This window comes from Prauserella flavalba, from assembly GCF_003202235.1.
In the GTDB taxonomy this organism is placed as follows: domain Bacteria; phylum Actinomycetota; class Actinomycetes; order Mycobacteriales; family Pseudonocardiaceae; genus Prauserella_A; species Prauserella_A flavalba.
Genome location: NZ_MASU01000013.1, coordinates 382,181 through 397,819 on the forward strand (window position 1 = coordinate 382,181; position 15,639 = coordinate 397,819).

At 70.5% G+C, this 15,639-nt stretch carries 15 protein-coding genes; 4 read left to right on the forward strand and 11 right to left on the reverse strand.

Features of this window, described 5'->3' with window-relative positions; genetic code table 11:
• Positions 1–10 precede the first annotated feature (10 nt).
• The 5 genes from BA062_RS29070 to BA062_RS29090 all read right to left on the reverse strand — a co-directional run bounded on the left by BA062_RS29070 (position 11) and on the right by BA062_RS29090 (position 5,083).
• On the reverse strand, positions 11–994 hold the full coding sequence (locus tag BA062_RS29070; RefSeq protein ID WP_110342207.1) for an MCE family protein: 984 nt from the start codon (positions 992–994) through the stop codon (positions 11–13).
• Positions 991–2,001, reverse strand: a complete 1,011-nt coding sequence (locus BA062_RS29075) for an MCE family protein (protein ID WP_110342209.1) — start codon at positions 1,999–2,001, stop codon at positions 991–993. Before BA062_RS29075 ends, BA062_RS29070 begins: the two co-directional genes overlap by 4 nt.
• A 184-nt stretch (positions 2,002–2,185) precedes the next feature.
• Entirely contained in the window at positions 2,186–3,463 is a 1,278-nt protein-coding gene (locus BA062_RS29080) for an MCE family protein (protein ID WP_110342211.1), read from the reverse strand.
• Positions 3,460–4,299: an MlaE family ABC transporter permease gene (locus BA062_RS29085; RefSeq protein WP_110342213.1), complete on the reverse strand. Its 840-nt coding sequence runs from the start codon at positions 4,297–4,299 to the stop codon at positions 3,460–3,462. The genes BA062_RS29080 and BA062_RS29085 overlap by 4 nt, the downstream gene beginning before the upstream one ends.
• Before the next feature lie 7 nt (positions 4,300–4,306).
• A complete protein-coding gene (locus BA062_RS29090; protein WP_110342215.1) occupies positions 4,307–5,083 on the reverse strand; it encodes an MlaE family ABC transporter permease in 777 nt (258 codons plus the stop codon).
• A gap of 474 nt (positions 5,084–5,557) precedes the next feature.
• Between BA062_RS29090 and BA062_RS29095 the strand changes: the two genes are divergently transcribed.
• Entirely contained in the window at positions 5,558–6,133 is a 576-nt protein-coding gene (locus tag BA062_RS29095; protein WP_110342217.1) for a hypothetical protein, read from the forward strand.
• 64 nt (positions 6,134–6,197) lie between these two features.
• Here BA062_RS29095 and BA062_RS29100 read toward each other — a convergent pair whose 3' ends face one another.
• Positions 6,198–6,554 (reverse strand): VOC family protein, encoded by a 357-nt coding sequence (locus BA062_RS29100; protein ID WP_110342219.1) that lies wholly within the window; start codon positions 6,552–6,554, stop codon positions 6,198–6,200.
• A gap of 91 nt (positions 6,555–6,645) precedes the next feature.
• On the opposite strand from BA062_RS29100, the gene BA062_RS29105 reads away from it, so the two are divergent.
• Complete coding sequence (locus tag BA062_RS29105; protein ID WP_110342221.1) at positions 6,646–7,599, forward strand: helix-turn-helix transcriptional regulator; 954 nt, start codon at positions 6,646–6,648, stop codon at positions 7,597–7,599.
• A gap of 31 nt (positions 7,600–7,630) precedes the next feature.
• Here the strand turns inward: BA062_RS29105 and BA062_RS29110 are convergent, their stop codons facing one another.
• Positions 7,631–8,983 carry a DUF6801 domain-containing protein gene (locus BA062_RS29110; RefSeq protein ID WP_110342223.1) on the reverse strand — a complete coding sequence of 451 codons (1,353 nt, stop codon included), beginning with the start codon at positions 8,981–8,983 and terminating at the stop codon, positions 7,631–7,633.
• A 96-nt stretch (positions 8,984–9,079) separates the two neighbouring features.
• Positions 9,080–9,679 (reverse strand): DUF6801 domain-containing protein, encoded by a 600-nt coding sequence (locus BA062_RS29115; RefSeq protein WP_110342225.1) that lies wholly within the window; start codon positions 9,677–9,679, stop codon positions 9,080–9,082.
• Positions 9,680–10,005: 326 nt separating this feature from the next.
• Here BA062_RS29115 and BA062_RS29120 point away from each other — a divergent pair, with 326 nt between their 5' ends.
• Positions 10,006–11,010 carry an RCC1 domain-containing protein gene (locus BA062_RS29120; RefSeq protein ID WP_245960060.1) on the forward strand — a complete coding sequence of 335 codons (1,005 nt, stop codon included), beginning with the start codon at positions 10,006–10,008 and terminating at the stop codon, positions 11,008–11,010.
• On the opposite strand, the gene BA062_RS29125 is transcribed toward BA062_RS29120, so the two are convergent.
• The 3 genes from BA062_RS29125 to BA062_RS29135 all read right to left on the reverse strand — a co-directional run bounded on the left by BA062_RS29125 (position 11,003) and on the right by BA062_RS29135 (position 14,947).
• Positions 11,003–11,716 carry a SagB family peptide dehydrogenase gene (locus tag BA062_RS29125; RefSeq protein ID WP_110342229.1) on the reverse strand — a complete coding sequence of 238 codons (714 nt, stop codon included), beginning with the start codon at positions 11,714–11,716 and terminating at the stop codon, positions 11,003–11,005. The two genes, BA062_RS29120 and BA062_RS29125, sit on opposite strands and share 8 nt — an antisense overlap.
• A 74-nt stretch (positions 11,717–11,790) precedes the next feature.
• Positions 11,791–12,786, reverse strand: a complete 996-nt coding sequence (locus BA062_RS29130; protein ID WP_210407030.1) for an LLM class flavin-dependent oxidoreductase — start codon at positions 12,784–12,786, stop codon at positions 11,791–11,793.
• A 37-nt stretch (positions 12,787–12,823) separates the two neighbouring features.
• The gene (locus BA062_RS29135) at positions 12,824–14,947 is read right to left on the reverse strand and encodes a HelD family protein (RefSeq protein WP_110342231.1); all 2,124 of its coding nucleotides are present in this window, start codon (positions 14,945–14,947) and stop codon (positions 12,824–12,826) included.
• Positions 14,948–15,068: 121 nt separating this feature from the next.
• Between BA062_RS29135 and rsmD the strand changes: the two genes are divergently transcribed.
• Positions 15,069–15,632 (forward strand): 16S rRNA (guanine(966)-N(2))-methyltransferase RsmD, encoded by a 564-nt coding sequence (gene rsmD / locus BA062_RS29140; RefSeq protein WP_110342233.1) that lies wholly within the window; start codon positions 15,069–15,071, stop codon positions 15,630–15,632.
• The last annotated feature ends 7 nt before the right edge of the window (positions 15,633–15,639 follow it).

The window sequence follows — 15,639 nt, forward strand, 5'->3', positions numbered from 1 at the left end:
CTGGTCGCCGTCACGAGCCACCTCCCGGGATCTCGCAGTAAGGGCGGTTCTCGACGACGAGGCCGCACAGGTAGCTGTCGAGCCAGCGCCCCGCGCCGATCGTGTTGTTCACGACGCGGAAGTACGGCGCGGCCAGCTCCAGGCTGCGGTCGAGGTCGTCGGTGTGGCGCTGGAGCACGTCGGTGACCGTGCCGAGCCGTTCCAGCGCGGGCGTGAGCTGTTCGCGGTTGTCGGCGACGAGGCCGGAGACCTGCTCGGCGAGCCGCTGCGAGCCGGTGAGCAGCTCGTGGATCGCGTCGCGGCGGTTGTGCAGCTCGGTGAGCAGCAGGTTGCCGTCCTGGATGAGCCGCTCGAACTCGTCGCCCGAGTCGGCGAGGGTGCCCGAGATCGTGCGTGCGTTCCCCAGCAGGTCAGCGAGCTCGTCGTCGCGGGAGGCGATTGTGCGCGACAGCGCGGAGAGCCCGTCGAGCGCGGTGCGCACGTGTCCCGGCGAGCCCTCGAAGGTCTCCGACAGGGTGCGGAAGCTCTCGGCGAGCTGCGTGGTGTCGATGGCGCCCGCCGTGCTGGCGAGTCCCTCGAACGCCGTCGTCACGTCGTAGGGCGTGGTGGTACGGTCCAGCGGGATCGGCACGTCCGGGTCCTGCACCGTGTCGCCGACCGGGTGCAGCGCGAGGAACTTCTGGCCCAGCAGGGTCTTGATCTTGATCTCGGCCGAGGTCTTGTCGCCGACCCACGTGTCCGAGACGCGGAAGGTGACGAGCACGCGGTCCTCGGCGAGGTCCACCTCGGTCACCTCGCCGACCTTGATGCCGGCGACACGGACCTCGTTGCTGGGTTGCAGCCCCGCGGCTTCGCTGAACTCCGCCTGGTAGGTCGTGCCCCCGCCGACGATCGGCAACGTCTCGTAGTTGATCACGGCCGCGACGACGGCGGCGATCGCGACCGTGCCTGCCACCCCGAGGGTGAACGGGTTGCGCTCGCGGAAGGACGTCATCGCGTGCACCTCTCGGGAGGAGGGTCGGGCGTGTAGCCCTGCGGCGGGTCGGTGAGCAGCAGGCCCCGGCAGAGGTAGAAGTTCATCCAGGCGCCGTAGGAGCTGATGCGGCCGAGCTCGGTGAACTTCTCCGGCAGCGTGGTGAGGAACCGGTCGAGGTCGGCCTGCCCCGTCTCGAGGTTTGCCGCGAGCGCGCGGAGCCCGGCGATGCTCTGCTTGAGCGGGGGCCGCGCCAGCTCGAAGAGGCCCGCCGTGGCGTCGGTCAGCGTGCCCATGCCCTCGATGGCCTCGCCGATCGCCCTGCGGTCGGAGGACAGCCCGCTCACGAGCCGTTGCAGCGTGGAGACCAAAGTGGACAGGGCATCGCCCTCGGTGTTGATGGTGTCGAGCACCGAGTTGAGGTTGCGGATCACCTGCCCGATCACCCGGTCGCGGTCGGCGAGCGTCGAGGTCAGCGAGCCGGTGTGGGCGAGCAGGCTCTCGATCGTGCCGCCCTCGCCCTGCAGCACCTGCACGATCTCGCCGGAGAGCCGGTTGACGTCGGCGGGGGAGAGCGCCTGGAACAGCGGCCGGAAGCCGTTGAACAGCTCGGTGAGGTCGAGTGCTGGTTTCGTGCGCTCCAGCGGGATCTCCGAGCCGGGGGCGAGCCTGCCCTCCTCGCGCTCGGCTCCGCGCTCCAGTGCGATGTAGCGCTGGCCGACCATATTGCGATAGCGGATGGTCGCCGTGACGTCGGCGGGTAGCTCGCGCGTGCGGTCGATCGAGAACGTCACGAGCGCGAGGTGCTGGTCCACCACGGTGAGCTCGTCGACCTGGCCGATGCGCACACCGGAGATGCGGACGTCGTCGCCGGGGTTGAGTGAGGTGGCGTCGACGAAGCGGGCGCGGTAGGTCGTGCGGTCGCCGACGCTGGTGCCTGCGATCGACACGGCCAGCAGGGCCGTCGCGAGCCCGGTGACGAGCACGAAGATCAGGCCCTTGACGACGGGCCCGGCGATCCTCCTCACGACGCCTCCCCGGTCGACCCGGCCGTGGCGTTCGATGCAGTGAAGGCCACCATGCCAGCGCCCGCCCGTCTCCCACCACCGCCCAAACGGAGGCGCTGCGCGCCGCTGTGTTGATCCAACGCAGTGAAGGCCACCATGCCAGCGTTCAACGCAGTGAAGGTGGCCTTCACTGCACTTGGGGTTCTCACTGGAGCTCCACCTCCGTTCCCCGGTAGAGCGGGCCGACGAGCACGCTGCTCCACTCGGGCACCTGGCCGGGCGGAAGACCCAGCTCGGGAGCGAGCACAGTGGACAGCAGCTGACGCTCTTGCGGCGAGTTCGGCAGCCCCAGATCGCCCGCGCTGCCCGGCAGCAGCGGGTGCGCGTCGGTGCCTGGCGCCGCGGCGGCGACGCCCTCCGTGGGCGCAACGCCGCTCGGATAGCAACGCGGCCCGCCGGTCTCGTCGTACACCGGGGTGTCCACGCCGGGCAGGTACTTGCCCCGCGACTGCGTGACCTGCGCCTCGAAGTGCAGCCCCGGCTCGTCGGTGCCCTTGCCGAGCACCTTGTCCATCGACGGCTTCAGCTCCGCGAGCGCCTTGAGCGTGCAGGGGAAGCTCGGCGAGTACCGCGCGGCGAGCTCCAGCGGTTCCCGGCTCGTGGCGGCGAGCTGGATGAGGTTGTGCTCGTTCTCCCGCAGGAACCGGGTCACGTCGTGGGCTGCCGTGGTCACCTGGGCGTAGAGCAGGTCGAGGTCGTCGCCGCGCTCCGAGACGGTGCCGAGTGTCACGGCGGTGTCGGTCAGCGCGTCGAGCACGTCGGGCGCGATGTCGCCGTAGAGGTCGCTCACCTCGGCGAGGTCGCGGATGTTCTCGTTGAGCCGCGGCAGGTTGGGGTTGAACTCCTCCAGGTAGTCCGCCGCCGTCACGAGCGTGTCGCCGAGCTGCGCGCCCCGGCCCTCCAGCGCCGTCGACACCGCGTTGAGCGTGCTCGCGAGCTTCTGCGGCTGCACGGCCTGCAGCACGGGCAGCAGGTTGTCGAAGACGCGTTCCAGCTCGATCGCGTTGGCCGACCGGTCCTGCGTGATCACGTCGCCTTCGCGGAGCGCCGGTTGAGTGGAGCCGTCCGGAATGGACAGCTGCACGTAGCGTTCCCCGAAGAGCGTTTTGGGGATGAGCAGCGCGGAGACGTCCTTGGGCAGCCTGCCGATGTGCTCGGGATAGAGCGCGAGGCTGATCTCGGCGCCGTCGGTGGCGCTGCGGATGCCCCGCACCTCGCCCACCACCACGCCGCGTGCCTTGACGTCGGAGGACTCGCGCAGCTGGTTGCCGACGCGGTCGGTCTGCAGCGTCACCAGCACCGCCGAGGAGAAGTCCTTGTTGTACACCTTCACCGACAGGGTCACGAGCAGTGCCATGACGAGGAGGAAGACGAGGCCCGCCGTCCGCACGCCGAGCTTGCGCAGTACCGGCCGTGGTCTCATCCGGCCACCCGCACCGTGGTCGTGGCGCCCCAGATCGCCAGGCTGAGGAAGAAGTCGAGCACGCTGATCGCGACGATCGCGGTGCGCACGGCCCTGCCGACGGCCACGCCCACCCCGGCCGGTCCACCGCTCGCGCGGAAGCCGTAGTAGCAGTGGGTGAGCACCACCACGACGCTGAACAGCAGCACCTTGCCGAACGACCACAGGACGTCCTCGGGTGGCAGGAACAGCTCGAAATAGTGGTCGTAGGTGCCCTCCGACTGGCCGAAGGACCACACCGTGATCTGGCGCGACGCGACGTAGGAGCTGAGCAGCCCGATGGCGTACAGCGGGATGATCGCCACGAACCCGGCGATGATCCGCGTGGTCACGAGATAGGGCACGCTCGGCACGCCCATCACCTCGAGCGCGTCGATCTCCTCGGAGATCCGCATGGCGCCGAGCTGAGCGGTGAAGCCGCAGCCTACCGTCGCCGACAGCGCGAGCCCGGCGACGAGTGGTGCGATCTCGCGTGTGTTGAAGTAGGCGGAGATGAAGCCCGCGAACGCGGCCGTGCCCACCTGGCTCAGCGCCGTGTAACCCTGCATGCCCACGACCACGCCGGTGAACATGGTCATGCCGATCATCACGCCGATCGTGCCGCCGATCACCGCGAGCGCCCCGCTGCCGAAGCTCACCTCGGCGAGCAGACGGACGATCTCGCGCACGTAGCGGCGCAGCGCGCGCGGGATCCACGCGAGCGCGCGCAGGAAGAACAGGATCGCCTCGCCGAGGGTGTCGAGGAAGCGGAACCGGCGGTCCACCGACTCCAGTACCCGGTTGGGGGTGCTCACCATGAGCGGATCACATTCCCTTCGGCGGCACGAGCTGCAGGTACAGCGCGGTCAGCACCACGTTGGTGAGGAACAGCAGCAGGAACGTGATCACCACCGACTGGTTCACGGCGTCGCCGACGCCCTTCGGCCCCGCCGCCGGGTTGAGCCCCCGGTAGGCGGCCACCACGCCGGCGATGAAGCCGAAGATCAGCGCCTTCACCTCGCTGATCCACAGGTCCGGCAACTGCGCCAGCGCCGAGAAGCTGGCGAGGTAGGCGCCGGGGGTGCCGTCCTGCATCACGACGTTGAAGAAGTAACCGCCCAGCACCCCGACGACGCTGACCATGCCGTTGAGGAACACCGCCACGGCCATCGCGGCGAGCACTCTCGGCACGATCAGCCGCTGGATGGGGGAGACGCCGAGCACCTCCATCGCGTCGATCTCCTCGCGGATGGTGCGCGAGCCGAGGTCGGCGCACATCGCCGAGCCGCCCGCGCCCGCGATGAGCAGTGCGGTGACGATGGGGCTGGCTTGCTGGATGATCGCGAGCACGCTGGCCGCGCCGGTGAACGACTGCGCGCCGATCTGGTTGGTCAGCGAGCCGACGTGCAGCGCGATCACGCCACCGAAGGGGATCGCGACCAGCGCCGTCGGCAGGATCGACACGCTCGCGATGAACCAGAACTGCTGCACGAACTCGCGGAACTGGAACGGACGCCGGGGCAGGTAGCGCAGGACGTCGAGGGCCAGCGCGTAGAGCCGGCCGGTCTGCCGGATCGCGGCGGCGCCGGGGAAAGACGTCATCGGCGTGCTCCAGGAATTGCGTTTTCATTCTTCTCGCGTTTATTACCGGTCGGTACGTTAATCAGCGCGTGCGTGCTCCTGCAAGGTAGATCGCGGCATCCGCCGGTCACGTCCTGGTAACCGGGGAAAAATTGTCGCTAACTGACAGATTCCGCCTCGTGCTTTGTTCATTCGTGCGTAAAACCGCGGACGCGGCGAAAGGGCCAGCGAACGCTGCTCCGAACGGCTCAGCTTGTCCTGGAATGACAGGAGAATCCCCGCCTTTGCGGCCCCCGTGACAAGAAACGGCGACCGGTCTCACCGGTCGTTGCCGAGGGTGGAGCGCGCTCGTAACATACTCGCCAGTAGCGTGCTGGATCGCAAACTCACGAAATGGAGTTCTGCCCTATGTCACGTCGTTCTTTGTCAATTTCGGGTGGTGTTCGAAGAAGAGGTTTCACCACCGTTTTCCGCGCGGTCGGGGTCGCCGCCGCCGTGCTGGCGGCCACGGTGCTCGGTGCCACGCCGGCCTCCGCGGCGACGTTCAACGTGAACTACCCCGTGACCGGCGAGTCCGTGGTCGCCAAGACGGGGAGCACGCTGGAACTCGGCCCCGGCACACTGTCCACAACGGTCACCACGCGCACCGGCGGCGCCGACCTCACGGGCACGCTCCAGCTGCCGCCGTCACAGGCGAGTTTCTCCGTGGCGGGGTTCATTCCCGTGCGCGCGACCGTGACGATCATCCCGACGGGTCCCGTCACGGGCACGCTCGTGCAGGGTGTCGTGAACGCGCACGCGGAGGCGTACATCCAGCTCAGCAACATCTGGGTCGCGGGCGTGTTCTACACGCCGGTCGGCAAGGAATGCCGCACCGAACAGCCGGTGTCGATCGACATGGTGTCCGAGAGCAACTTCACCGTTTTCAACGGCGGCACCGTTTCCGGCACCTACACGATTCCGGACTTCGACAACTGCACGATCTTCTCGTGGCTGCTCAGCTCACTGGTCTCCGGACCGGACAACACGATCAGCCTCGACCTCGGCAGGCCGGTCACGCCGACCACCTAGCCCGTACCGACGACATCGCCGCCGTCCCCGGAGTTCCAGGGCGGCGGCGATTCTCGTTCGCCGGTCAGTCGACGGGCGCGACCCGGATGAGGTTGCCGTCGGGATCGGCGACGACGAACGTCCTGCCGAAGTCCTCGTCCCGTGGCTGCGACACCACGTCGACGCCCTTCGCCTTCCAGGCCTCGAACTGGGCGTCGATCCGCGCCGGGCCGCCCTCCAGCGCGAGGCAGACCTCGCTGGTGCGGCCGGTCGCGTGCGTGAGGTCCTTGGTCCACAGCGCGAGCTGCACCCCGCCCGCGAGGTCGAAGGCGATGAAGCCGGGCGTCTCGAAGCTGGGCTTCAGCCCGAAGAGATCGCCGTAGAAGCGGGCGGCGGCCGGTGCGTCGCTCACGTACACGATGAACATGTTCGGTGCGGGCATGTGGGGTCTTCCTTCCTGGCTGTCTCGGACGCCGACGATCCTGCGCGCGAAACACGACAGGATCCGTCATGTTCTCTGAGAAGATCACCCCGTGACGCCCGGCCGGTTCTTCTCGCTCCTGCTCGCGCTGCAGTCGCGGCCTGCCACGACGGTCGCCGAGCTGGCCCGCGAGGCGGGCGTCTCGGGCCGGACGGTGGTCAGGGACCTGCACTGGTTGCAGGAGGCCGGTTTTCCGGTCGTGCTGCGGCGCGGTCGGTACGGCGGCGTCACCCTGCTGCCCGGAGGCGCTCTCGACACCGCGAGGCTCACGCCTGGGGAGCGCGAGCACCTCGCGCTCGCGGGCCTCGACCCTCGGCAGCGGCACCGCCTCGGCGTCGACGACGTCACCCGCCGCGCGCTGCGGAAGGTCGTGGCGCCACGCCGGTCCGGCGACCTGCTGCCCATCGGAGAGCTCGTCACCAGCGACAACCAGCCGTGGTTCGGAAGGGAGCCCGAGGGTGTCTCACCCGCCGAGCTGATCGGCGACCTGCGCCGCGGCGTGCGGCTGAAGCTGACCTACCAGCGCTCGGCCGAGCCGGCCCCGCGCTCGCGGACCGTCGACCCGTACGGCCTGCTGGCCAAGGCGGGCCGCTGGTACCTCGTCGCCGACGAACGTGGCGAACCCCGCCTGTTCAGCCTGCACCGCATCGGCCACTGGCAACCGCTGCGCACGCCGAGGAGGCTGCGCACCGGTACGACGCTGGCGAGCGTCGCCGCCGATCTGACGGCCGGGTGGGAATCCGCGGGAGACGACGTGCTCCGGCTGCGCGTCGACGCCGGTCAGGTCGAGCGCGCCAAGCGCATCCTCGGCGCGCGCCTCACTCTCGGACCGGCCGAGGGCGAGACGGTGCGCGCGACCCTGCGGGTGCGTGGCATCGAGGGCGTGCGGCAGCTGCTGGCCTTCGGCGCGACGGTCACCGTCCTCGACCCGCCGGAGGCTCGCGCCCGTCTGAGGGAACTCGCACTGGAATCGCCCACCACTACGACTGATGCTTGCCCGCAGTGAAGGTGGCCTTCACTGCAGCCGGGTGCGGGGTTCAGCGGACGGTGGTCAGGGTCATCGTGGCCTGGTTGCCGGGGCCCGAGACCAAGCCCGTCACCAGTGGGTCGAGGGACTCCGTGACGCCGCAGCCGGTGAACGGCGGGATGGTGAAGCCGCGGTGGCGTTCCTCGGGGGCGTTCGGGTCGGTGCGGACGGTGCCGCCGCTGGTGATGATGTAGCTGCCGAACATGTCGATGACCACCGGCGACTCGGTGCGGCAGTTCGGCCCGACGTCGAGCGGGACGCCGTTCACGAGCACCTCGCTGATCCGCAGGATCACCTCGCTGTGCGCGTCGAGCGTGCTCGCGGGGTTCGGGCCGGACACCGACAGGATGCTCCCGTTGGTGTCCTCGGCGGGCAGGAACTCCGCCTTGCCCGTGGTGGGCATGAAGCCGAACGCGTTGAACGGCGTGTTCGCGGGCGGCAGCGCGACGTTGCCCGTGACTGTCGGCGGCGGGATGAACTGTCCGCCGTTGACCATCATTCCCGGGCCGAGGTCAAACGCGGTGTTGAGCTTCGCGATCGTCGACTCGCCGAGGATGAACTGCGGCGCGATCAGCACGGCGGGCGCCGGTTCGTCGACCCCGCCCGCGATCCCGGGCAGCCCGGCCTCGGCCGCCTGCGCCTGCCGCCGCGCGTCCGGGCCCGGCGGATCGGCCGGATCGCCGCCCTCGGCAGGTTCTTCGCCGTCCGGATCCCCAGCGGAACCCGGTGGCACGACGAGGATCTCGCCCAGCAGCGGATCCTGGTCCGGCTCGGGTGAGCACGTGAGCTGCAGCGGCGCGTCGGTGCTGGGCGTGCCGTCCGCGAGCTTCGGGGCCAGGTTGGGCAGCGGCGCCTCGGCGTAGATCGCGAGCGCGACGCCCGCCGTGGTCGGCGTGACGGGCGGGACCGGCGCCGACGCCGCCAGCGTCACCGGCCCCGCGTCGGGAAACGGCGTGTCCGGCAGCGTCAGCTCCACCGGCACCGGGGTGGCCGTGGCGCCCTCGGTCACGGTCAGGGTCACCACGGCGCTGCCCCCGATCGCGGCCGGCTCGCCGAGCGGCGCGAGCGCCCGCCACGTCTCCTCCGGCAACGTGAGTGCCGCCTCGAACGGCTCCAGCGGCACCGAATCGCCCACCGTGACGCTCTCCGGCAGCGGGTTCGTGCTGATCGACATCGTCACCGGCCTGCTGCCGACGGGTTCGGGAAAGGCGCAGGTGTAGCCGAGGTCCTTCACCAGCCGGTCCGGCTGCCTCGCCGGTGCCGGCCGCGCGCCGGCGAGCCCGCCGTTGAGTCCGGCGGCCAGCAGCAGGAGCGCGGCGGCGACGGCGAGTTTGCGGCCGCCGGGGCGAAGGTTCTGGAGCACGTGGTCACCTCGATGTGGTGGGTGGGCAGAACGCGGGCAGGACCGGCCCGGTCACCATGCGGTGACCGGACCGGTCCGTGCCGGAGCCGATGGCCGTCAGGAGACGGTCATGTTCGGCGAGAAGGCGGTGTTCTGCGGGCTTGTGGTGTCGAGGAAGCACTCGAACGTCTCCGGACCCTGCCACTCCGGGGTCGCGTTGTAGTAGTGGAAGTCCAGTGACGCCGCGAAGTAGTCGCCCATGTTGGCGGTGAGTACGCCGGGCGAGCCCGCGGTGATGGTCGGGACCACCGTGCTGCCGCCCTGCTCGGCGATCACCGGGAAGTCGTTGAGCGGGTCGACGACGAACTGTTCCGCGACGGCGAGGTCCCCGATCGTGACCGTGCCCGGGCTGCCGTTGGTGAGGCTGACCGTGCCGTCGGCCGTGCCGCGGACGCCGTCGATCCCGGCGACGTAGTAGAGCAGCTCGACGACGTTTTGCGGCACCGTCGCGGTCGCGACGATGTCGTAGGGGACGAACTGGCTGTTGGCGGGGACCGCGTCGGGGGCCTTGAACTCGATCTCGACATCCAGGTAGTCGAACCCGATCACGGGGTACGAACATTCGTAGCGCAGGGTCTGGCTCCCGTACGTCACGTCCGCGGCCGCCTGTGCCGAGCCCGCTCCGACGAAGCCGGAGATGGCGGCTACTAATCCCATTGTGGCTACACTGGCCACGAGGTCCCTGATTCTTCGCCCCATTGCTGAAATCTCCTTAGTGGCAGTTCTCTCCTACGGTGAAGTGCATTTCTGGATTGCTGTGGACGCCGATCCGCTGCGGCTACCAGCGAGTAGATTAAGTGCATGTTGCAGGGTGAACAAGGCGTAGAGCCAGAACTTGTCACCGGAAAAAGAACGCCGTACCAAACCTTGTCACGAAATTATGAGAACGCGGCCGCGAATGTATTCCGGCTAGTGTTGGGGCGACTTCCGCGGTTATGGTCGCACGCGTTCGAAGATTGTGGCGCGGGCGATGCGGAGGGTTCGTGAGGGGAGTGATCGCCGGGGCGCGCAGGCGCAGGGTCGCGCAGGCGCTCGCGAGGCTGGTGCTCGCGGGCCTGCTGGCCGTCACCACGTCGGCCGCGGCGGCTCCCGGCGGCCCGGCACCCGTTCGCGCCGCGCAGCCCTCGACGGCACAGGGCGGTGTCGGCACCGCCCCCTCGGGGGCGGTGCAGGTGTGGGTGACGAGCGTGACCAACCCGATCCCGCCCGCGCTGTCCTCCGGTGTCGCCGAGGTCGCGGTCGGCGGCGTGCATTTCCTGGCGCGCAAGGAAGACGGCAGCGTCCACGCCGTCGGCACGCGGTACTACGTGCGGGACCTCTACGGCGAGAAGGTGGTGCCGGAGCAGGCGCAGGGGGCCACCGCGATCGCGGCGGGCTGGGGACACAGCCTCGCCGTGGTCGGCGGCGGTGTCGTCGCGTGGGGCAACGACTGGTTCGGCCAGACCGACGTCCCGGAGGCGGCCCGCTCAGGCGTGGTGGACGTGTCCTCGCTGGCGTTCCACAGCCTCGCGCTCAAGTCCGACGGCGGCGTGGTGAGCTGGGGCCTGCGCGACGACGTGCCGCCCGAGGCGTCCTCGGGGGTCACCGCGATCGCCGCGGGAGGCGACTTCAACCTCGCGCTGAAGGACGGCGGCGTGGTGGCGTGGGGCATCAACACCGTCGGGCAGACCGACGTGCCGCCCGAGGCCCGGTCCGGCGTCGTGGCGATCTCCGCGGGGTGGAGCACGGCGCTCGCTCTGAAGGCCGACGGCAGCGTGGTCGCCTGGGGCAGCAACAAGTTCGGCCGCGCGACCCCGCCGGCCACGACCGCGTCCGGCATCGTCGCCGTCTCGGCGGGCTGGCAGCACAACGTGGCACTGACCTCCACGGGCCGGGTGATCGGCTGGGGCTACAACCGCGAGACCGTGCTGTCCTACCCCGCCGCGACGTGGGGCTCCGGCGTGCAGGACGTCGTCGCGGGCGACCGCTACACGGTGGCGATCAGGTAGCCGCGTGCCCCGCCGCGAACAGCATCGTGGGGATCTCGGTCTCGGTGACGCCGAGCAGCGTGCCCAGCGCCGCGTCGTCGAACCCCGCGACCGCGCAGCACGCGAGCCCGAGCGCGGTGCCGACGAGGTAGAGGTTCTGCACCGCGATGCCCGTGTCGACGTGCAGGGTCCGGTAGTGCCGCAGCGGGTACTTGTCGAACGCCACGTCCAGCCGCGCGGTCAGCGCCAGCGACACCGCCGCCCTCGGGATGAACTCGGGTTGCAGGTACACGTGTTCGAGCGCGGGTACCGGGTCGGCGTCGCTCAGCTCCACCAGCTCGTGCGAAACGGCCTCGTAGCGGTAGACGCCCGGGTCGAGCTGCTCGGCCCTCCGGACGACCAGGTAGGCGCGCAGGATGTCCAGCCCGCCCGCGCTCGGCGCCATGCCCAGTGGATAGTCGGCGACGCCGAACGCGGGCACGAACCGCTGCACGCCCACGGAGAAGCGCAGCCACGCGCTCAGCGCCGTCAGCTCGAGGTCCCGGTCGGCGTAGGCGTACGACGAGCGGCGCCGGGCCAGCGTCGCCACCAGGTCGGCCTGCGGTGGGTGGACGTCAGGGAGCGGAAACCGGCGCCCGTGCGGCAGCGGCCGCGGGGGGTCCGGGCTCTGCGAGTTCAGCAGCCGGTGCACCGCCAAGGCGCGCTCGGTGGTCTCGCGGCCGCCCATCGACACCTCCGGACCCGGCTCCTGTCACCTGTATGGACCATCGCATGGTAACCCGTCGGAGTGAGCACCGGTTTCTAGTTCACGAGCTCGGCGACCAGTTCGTAGGAGCGGCGGCGGTCGGCGTGGTCGTGGACCATCGTCGTGACCATGATCTCGTCGGCCTCGGTGTCGGCGAGCAGCGACTCCAGTCCCTTTCGGACGGTCTCCGGCGAGCCGACGATGCTGCTCGCCATCCGGTCCTCGATGAACGCGCGGTCCAGATCCGTGTACGGATAGTCGGCGGCCTCCTGCGGCGTCGGCAGGGGGATCGGCCGCCCCTTGCGCAGGCTGAGGAACGTCAGCCCGTTCGGGCCGGCGATCCAGCGCGCCTGCTCGTCGGTCTCCGCGCAGGTCACGGCGGCGCCGAGCATCACGTACGGCTTCTCGAGCACGGCCGAGGGCCGGAACGAGTCGCGGTAGAGCTTCACGGCAGGCAGCGTGTTCTCGGAGCTGAAGTGGTGGGCGAACGAGAACGGCAGCCCCAGCATCCCGGCCAGCTGCGCGCTGAACCCGCTGGAACCGAGCAGCCATACCGGCGGCTGGTTGCCCTCGGCCGCGACGGCGTTGACCGGGCGCTCGTCGTCCCTCTCGAAGTAGGCGATCAGCTCGGCGAGCCGCTGCGGGAAGTCCTCCGCCGACAGCCCGGCCGCCCCGCGCAGCGCGTAGGCCGTGCGCTGGTCGGTACCGGGCGCCCTGCCGATGCCGAGGTCGATGCGGCCGGGGTGCAGCGCCTCCAGGGTGCCGAACTGCTCGGCGACCACGAGCGGGGCGTGGTTGGGCAGCATCACGCCGCCGGAGCCGACCCTGATCCGCTCGGTCGCGTCCGCGACGTGGCCGATCAGCACGGCCGTCGCCGAGCTCGCGATGCCCGGCATGTTGTGGTGCTCGGCCAGCCAGTAGCGGTGGTAGCCGAGCTGCTCGGTGTGCCGGGCGAGGTCGAGCGTGTTGCGGAACGCGGTGGCCGCGTCGCCTCCGCTCACGACGGGGGAGAGGTCCAGCACGGAGAACGGGATGTCACGCAGGGAGGTCACGTTGAAGGTCAACGCCGCGCCGCGGCGGTGGAATTCCCTACGCGAGCCAGTCCTCGTCGGAGGCCAGCACGGTCAGCTGCTGCGTGGCCCGCGTCAGCGCCACGTACAGCACCCGCCGCCCGGTGAGCGACTCGGTGATCAGCTCGGTGGGTTCCAGCAGCACCACGGCGTCGTACTCGAGGCCCTTGGCGTCGAGACTGCCGACGACCTTGAGCCGCTCCTCGGCCTGCCCCTCCAGCCAGCCGCCGACCTCGTCGACCCGGTTCATGGCGCAGATCACGCCGACCGTGCCGTCCACGGCGCCCAGCAACTCCTTGGCCGCCGTCTGCACGGCCGTCTCGGCTCCCTCGGGCTCGATCGCCTTGAGCTGCGGCACCAGACCCGTCCTGCGCACCGCGTGCGGCAGCTCGCCCTCCTCGGCGTGGCCCGCGACCACGCGTGCGGCGAGGTCGAAGATCTCCGCCGAGTTCCGGTAGTTCGTGCGCAGCGTGTAGCGCCTGCGCGCGGTCCGCGCGCCGAACGCCTGATCGCGCGCCTGCGCCGCCTCCGGCGGGTCGGGCCACGAGCTCTGCACCGGGTCGCCGACCACGGTCCAGCTCGCGTACTTGCCGCGCCTGCCGACCATCCGCCACTGCATCGGGGAGAGGTCCTGCGACTCGTCCACCACGATGTGGGAGTACTCGTCGTAGTGCTCCGGCCTGCTGCGGGTGGTCTGCTCGCGCGAGTCGCGCTGCTGCTCGGCGTCCAGCTCCAGCCGCTGCCGCCTGCGGCGCTTCGGCGGCGGGCCCATGAGCACCCGCAGCTCGTCGAGCAGCGCGATGTCGGCCATCGACCAGCCCTGCGACCGGTCGGCCATCGACGCGGCGAGCAGCGAGATCTCCTCGCGGCTGAGCACCCGCTTGGCGGCGCGGGTGAGCCTGCGCTCGTCGCCGAGCCAGCGCAGCACCTCGGCCGGGTAGAGCACGGGCCACCACACCACCAGGAAGCGGTGGAAGTCGATCCGCTCGCCGAGCGCCGTGATCAGCTCCTGCCGGTCGATCGTGCGGTCGTCGGCCTTCGCGTACTCCTCGGCCTTGTCGGCCAGCGCCTCCAGCAGTGTCTCCGCCGCGCGCACGCGGGCGCGGTTGGGCGGGCCGCCGTGGCCGTGCACCTTGCGACGCACGCGCTCCAGCTCCTTGGCGCCGAGCTTGAGCACCTCGCCCTGGTAGACGATCCGCATCTCGGTCGGTGCGTCCGGCGGAGTGTCCCGCATGGCCTTGAGCAGCACCTTGCGCATCCGCAGCGAGCCCTTGACCGCCGCGAGCGGCGCCGGGTCGTGGTGGGTCGCCTCGATGCCGTCGAGCACCTGGCCGAGCGCCCGCAGCTCGACGTTCGTCTCGCCCATCGACGGCAGCACGCGCGAGATGTAGTTCGTGAACACGCCGGACGGCCCGACCACCAGCACACCGGCGCCGCCGAGCTGGCGGCGGTAGCGGTAGAGCAGGTATGCGGCGCGGTGCAGCGCCACGGCCGTCTTCCCCGTGCCGGGACCGCCGGTGATCTCGGTCACCCCGCGCCACGGCGCGCGGATGACCTCGTCCTGCTCCTTCTGGATCGTGGCGACGATGTCGCGCATCTTCTCGCCGCGGGCGCGGCCGAGCGCGGCCATCAGCGCGCCCTCGCCGACGACGTTCATGTCGTCGGGCACGGCGTCGGGGGTGAGCACGTCATCGTCCACATCGAGCACTGCCTGCCCGGAACAGCGGATCACCCTGCGGCGCACCACATCCATCGGTTCCTCGGCCGTCGCCTGGTAGAACGCGGCGGCGGCCGGCGCGCGCCAGTCGGTGACCAGGTTCTCGAACTCCGCGTCGCGGATGCCGAGCCTGCCGACGTAGACGGTCTCGGGCCCGAGCTGGTCGAGCCTGCCGAACACGAGGCCCTCGTACTCGGCGTCGAGCGTCTGCAGCGTCTGGTTGGCGTGGTACACCATCATGTCGCGCTCGAACAGCATCGACGCCTGCTCGAACACGGCCTCCCGCTGGGCTCCGTGGCCGATCTCGTACCCCTTCGCGCGCATGGCCTCGGCCTGGGTGCGCAGCTCCGCGAGCCGCGCGTACACCCGGTCCACGTGGGACTGTTCGATGGCGATCTCGGCCCGTCTGACCCGAGGTTCCGACACTCAGCGCTCCTGCAGCAAAATCGCCGGGAAGGGGAAGAACGACAATACGCGTTCCCCGGCGGGCGTTCACCACGTCCCGGCACGAGTCACAGTCGGAAGGACCGGCTGAGAAGATGGCCCTGTGACCAGGATCGTGGCCGGGCGTGCGGGCGGCAGGAAGCTGCGGGTCCCGCCGCGCGGCACGCGCCCGACATCGGAGCGGGTGCGCGAGGCCCTGTTCAACGCGCTCGACGTCGCGGGTGAGCTCGACGGCGCCCGTGTGCTCGACCTCTACGCCGGTTCCGGAGCGCTCGGTCTGGAGGCACTCTCGCGGGGCGCCGAGCAGGTGCTGTTCGTGGAGGCCGACCGGCGTGCCGCCGACGTGCTGCGCGGCAACATCGCCCTGCTCGGTCTCGGCGGTTCCGTGCGGCACGGGAAGGTGGAGACCGTGGTCGCCGAGCCGTGCGCGGAGCCGTTCGACGTCGTGGTGGCCGACCCGCCGTACGACCTCGACGGCGAGCGTCTCGCCTCGGTGCTCGGCGACGTGGTGGCAAGGGGCTGGGTCGCCGGGGGCGGACTGGTGATCGTCGAGCGCGCGTTGCGCGACGGTGAGCCCCGCTGGCCGGAGGGACTGGAGCCGCTGCGCACGAAGCGGTACGGCGACACCGCGCTGTTCTGGGCGGAGTGCGTCACATCTCGCGCGTGAGGCGCCG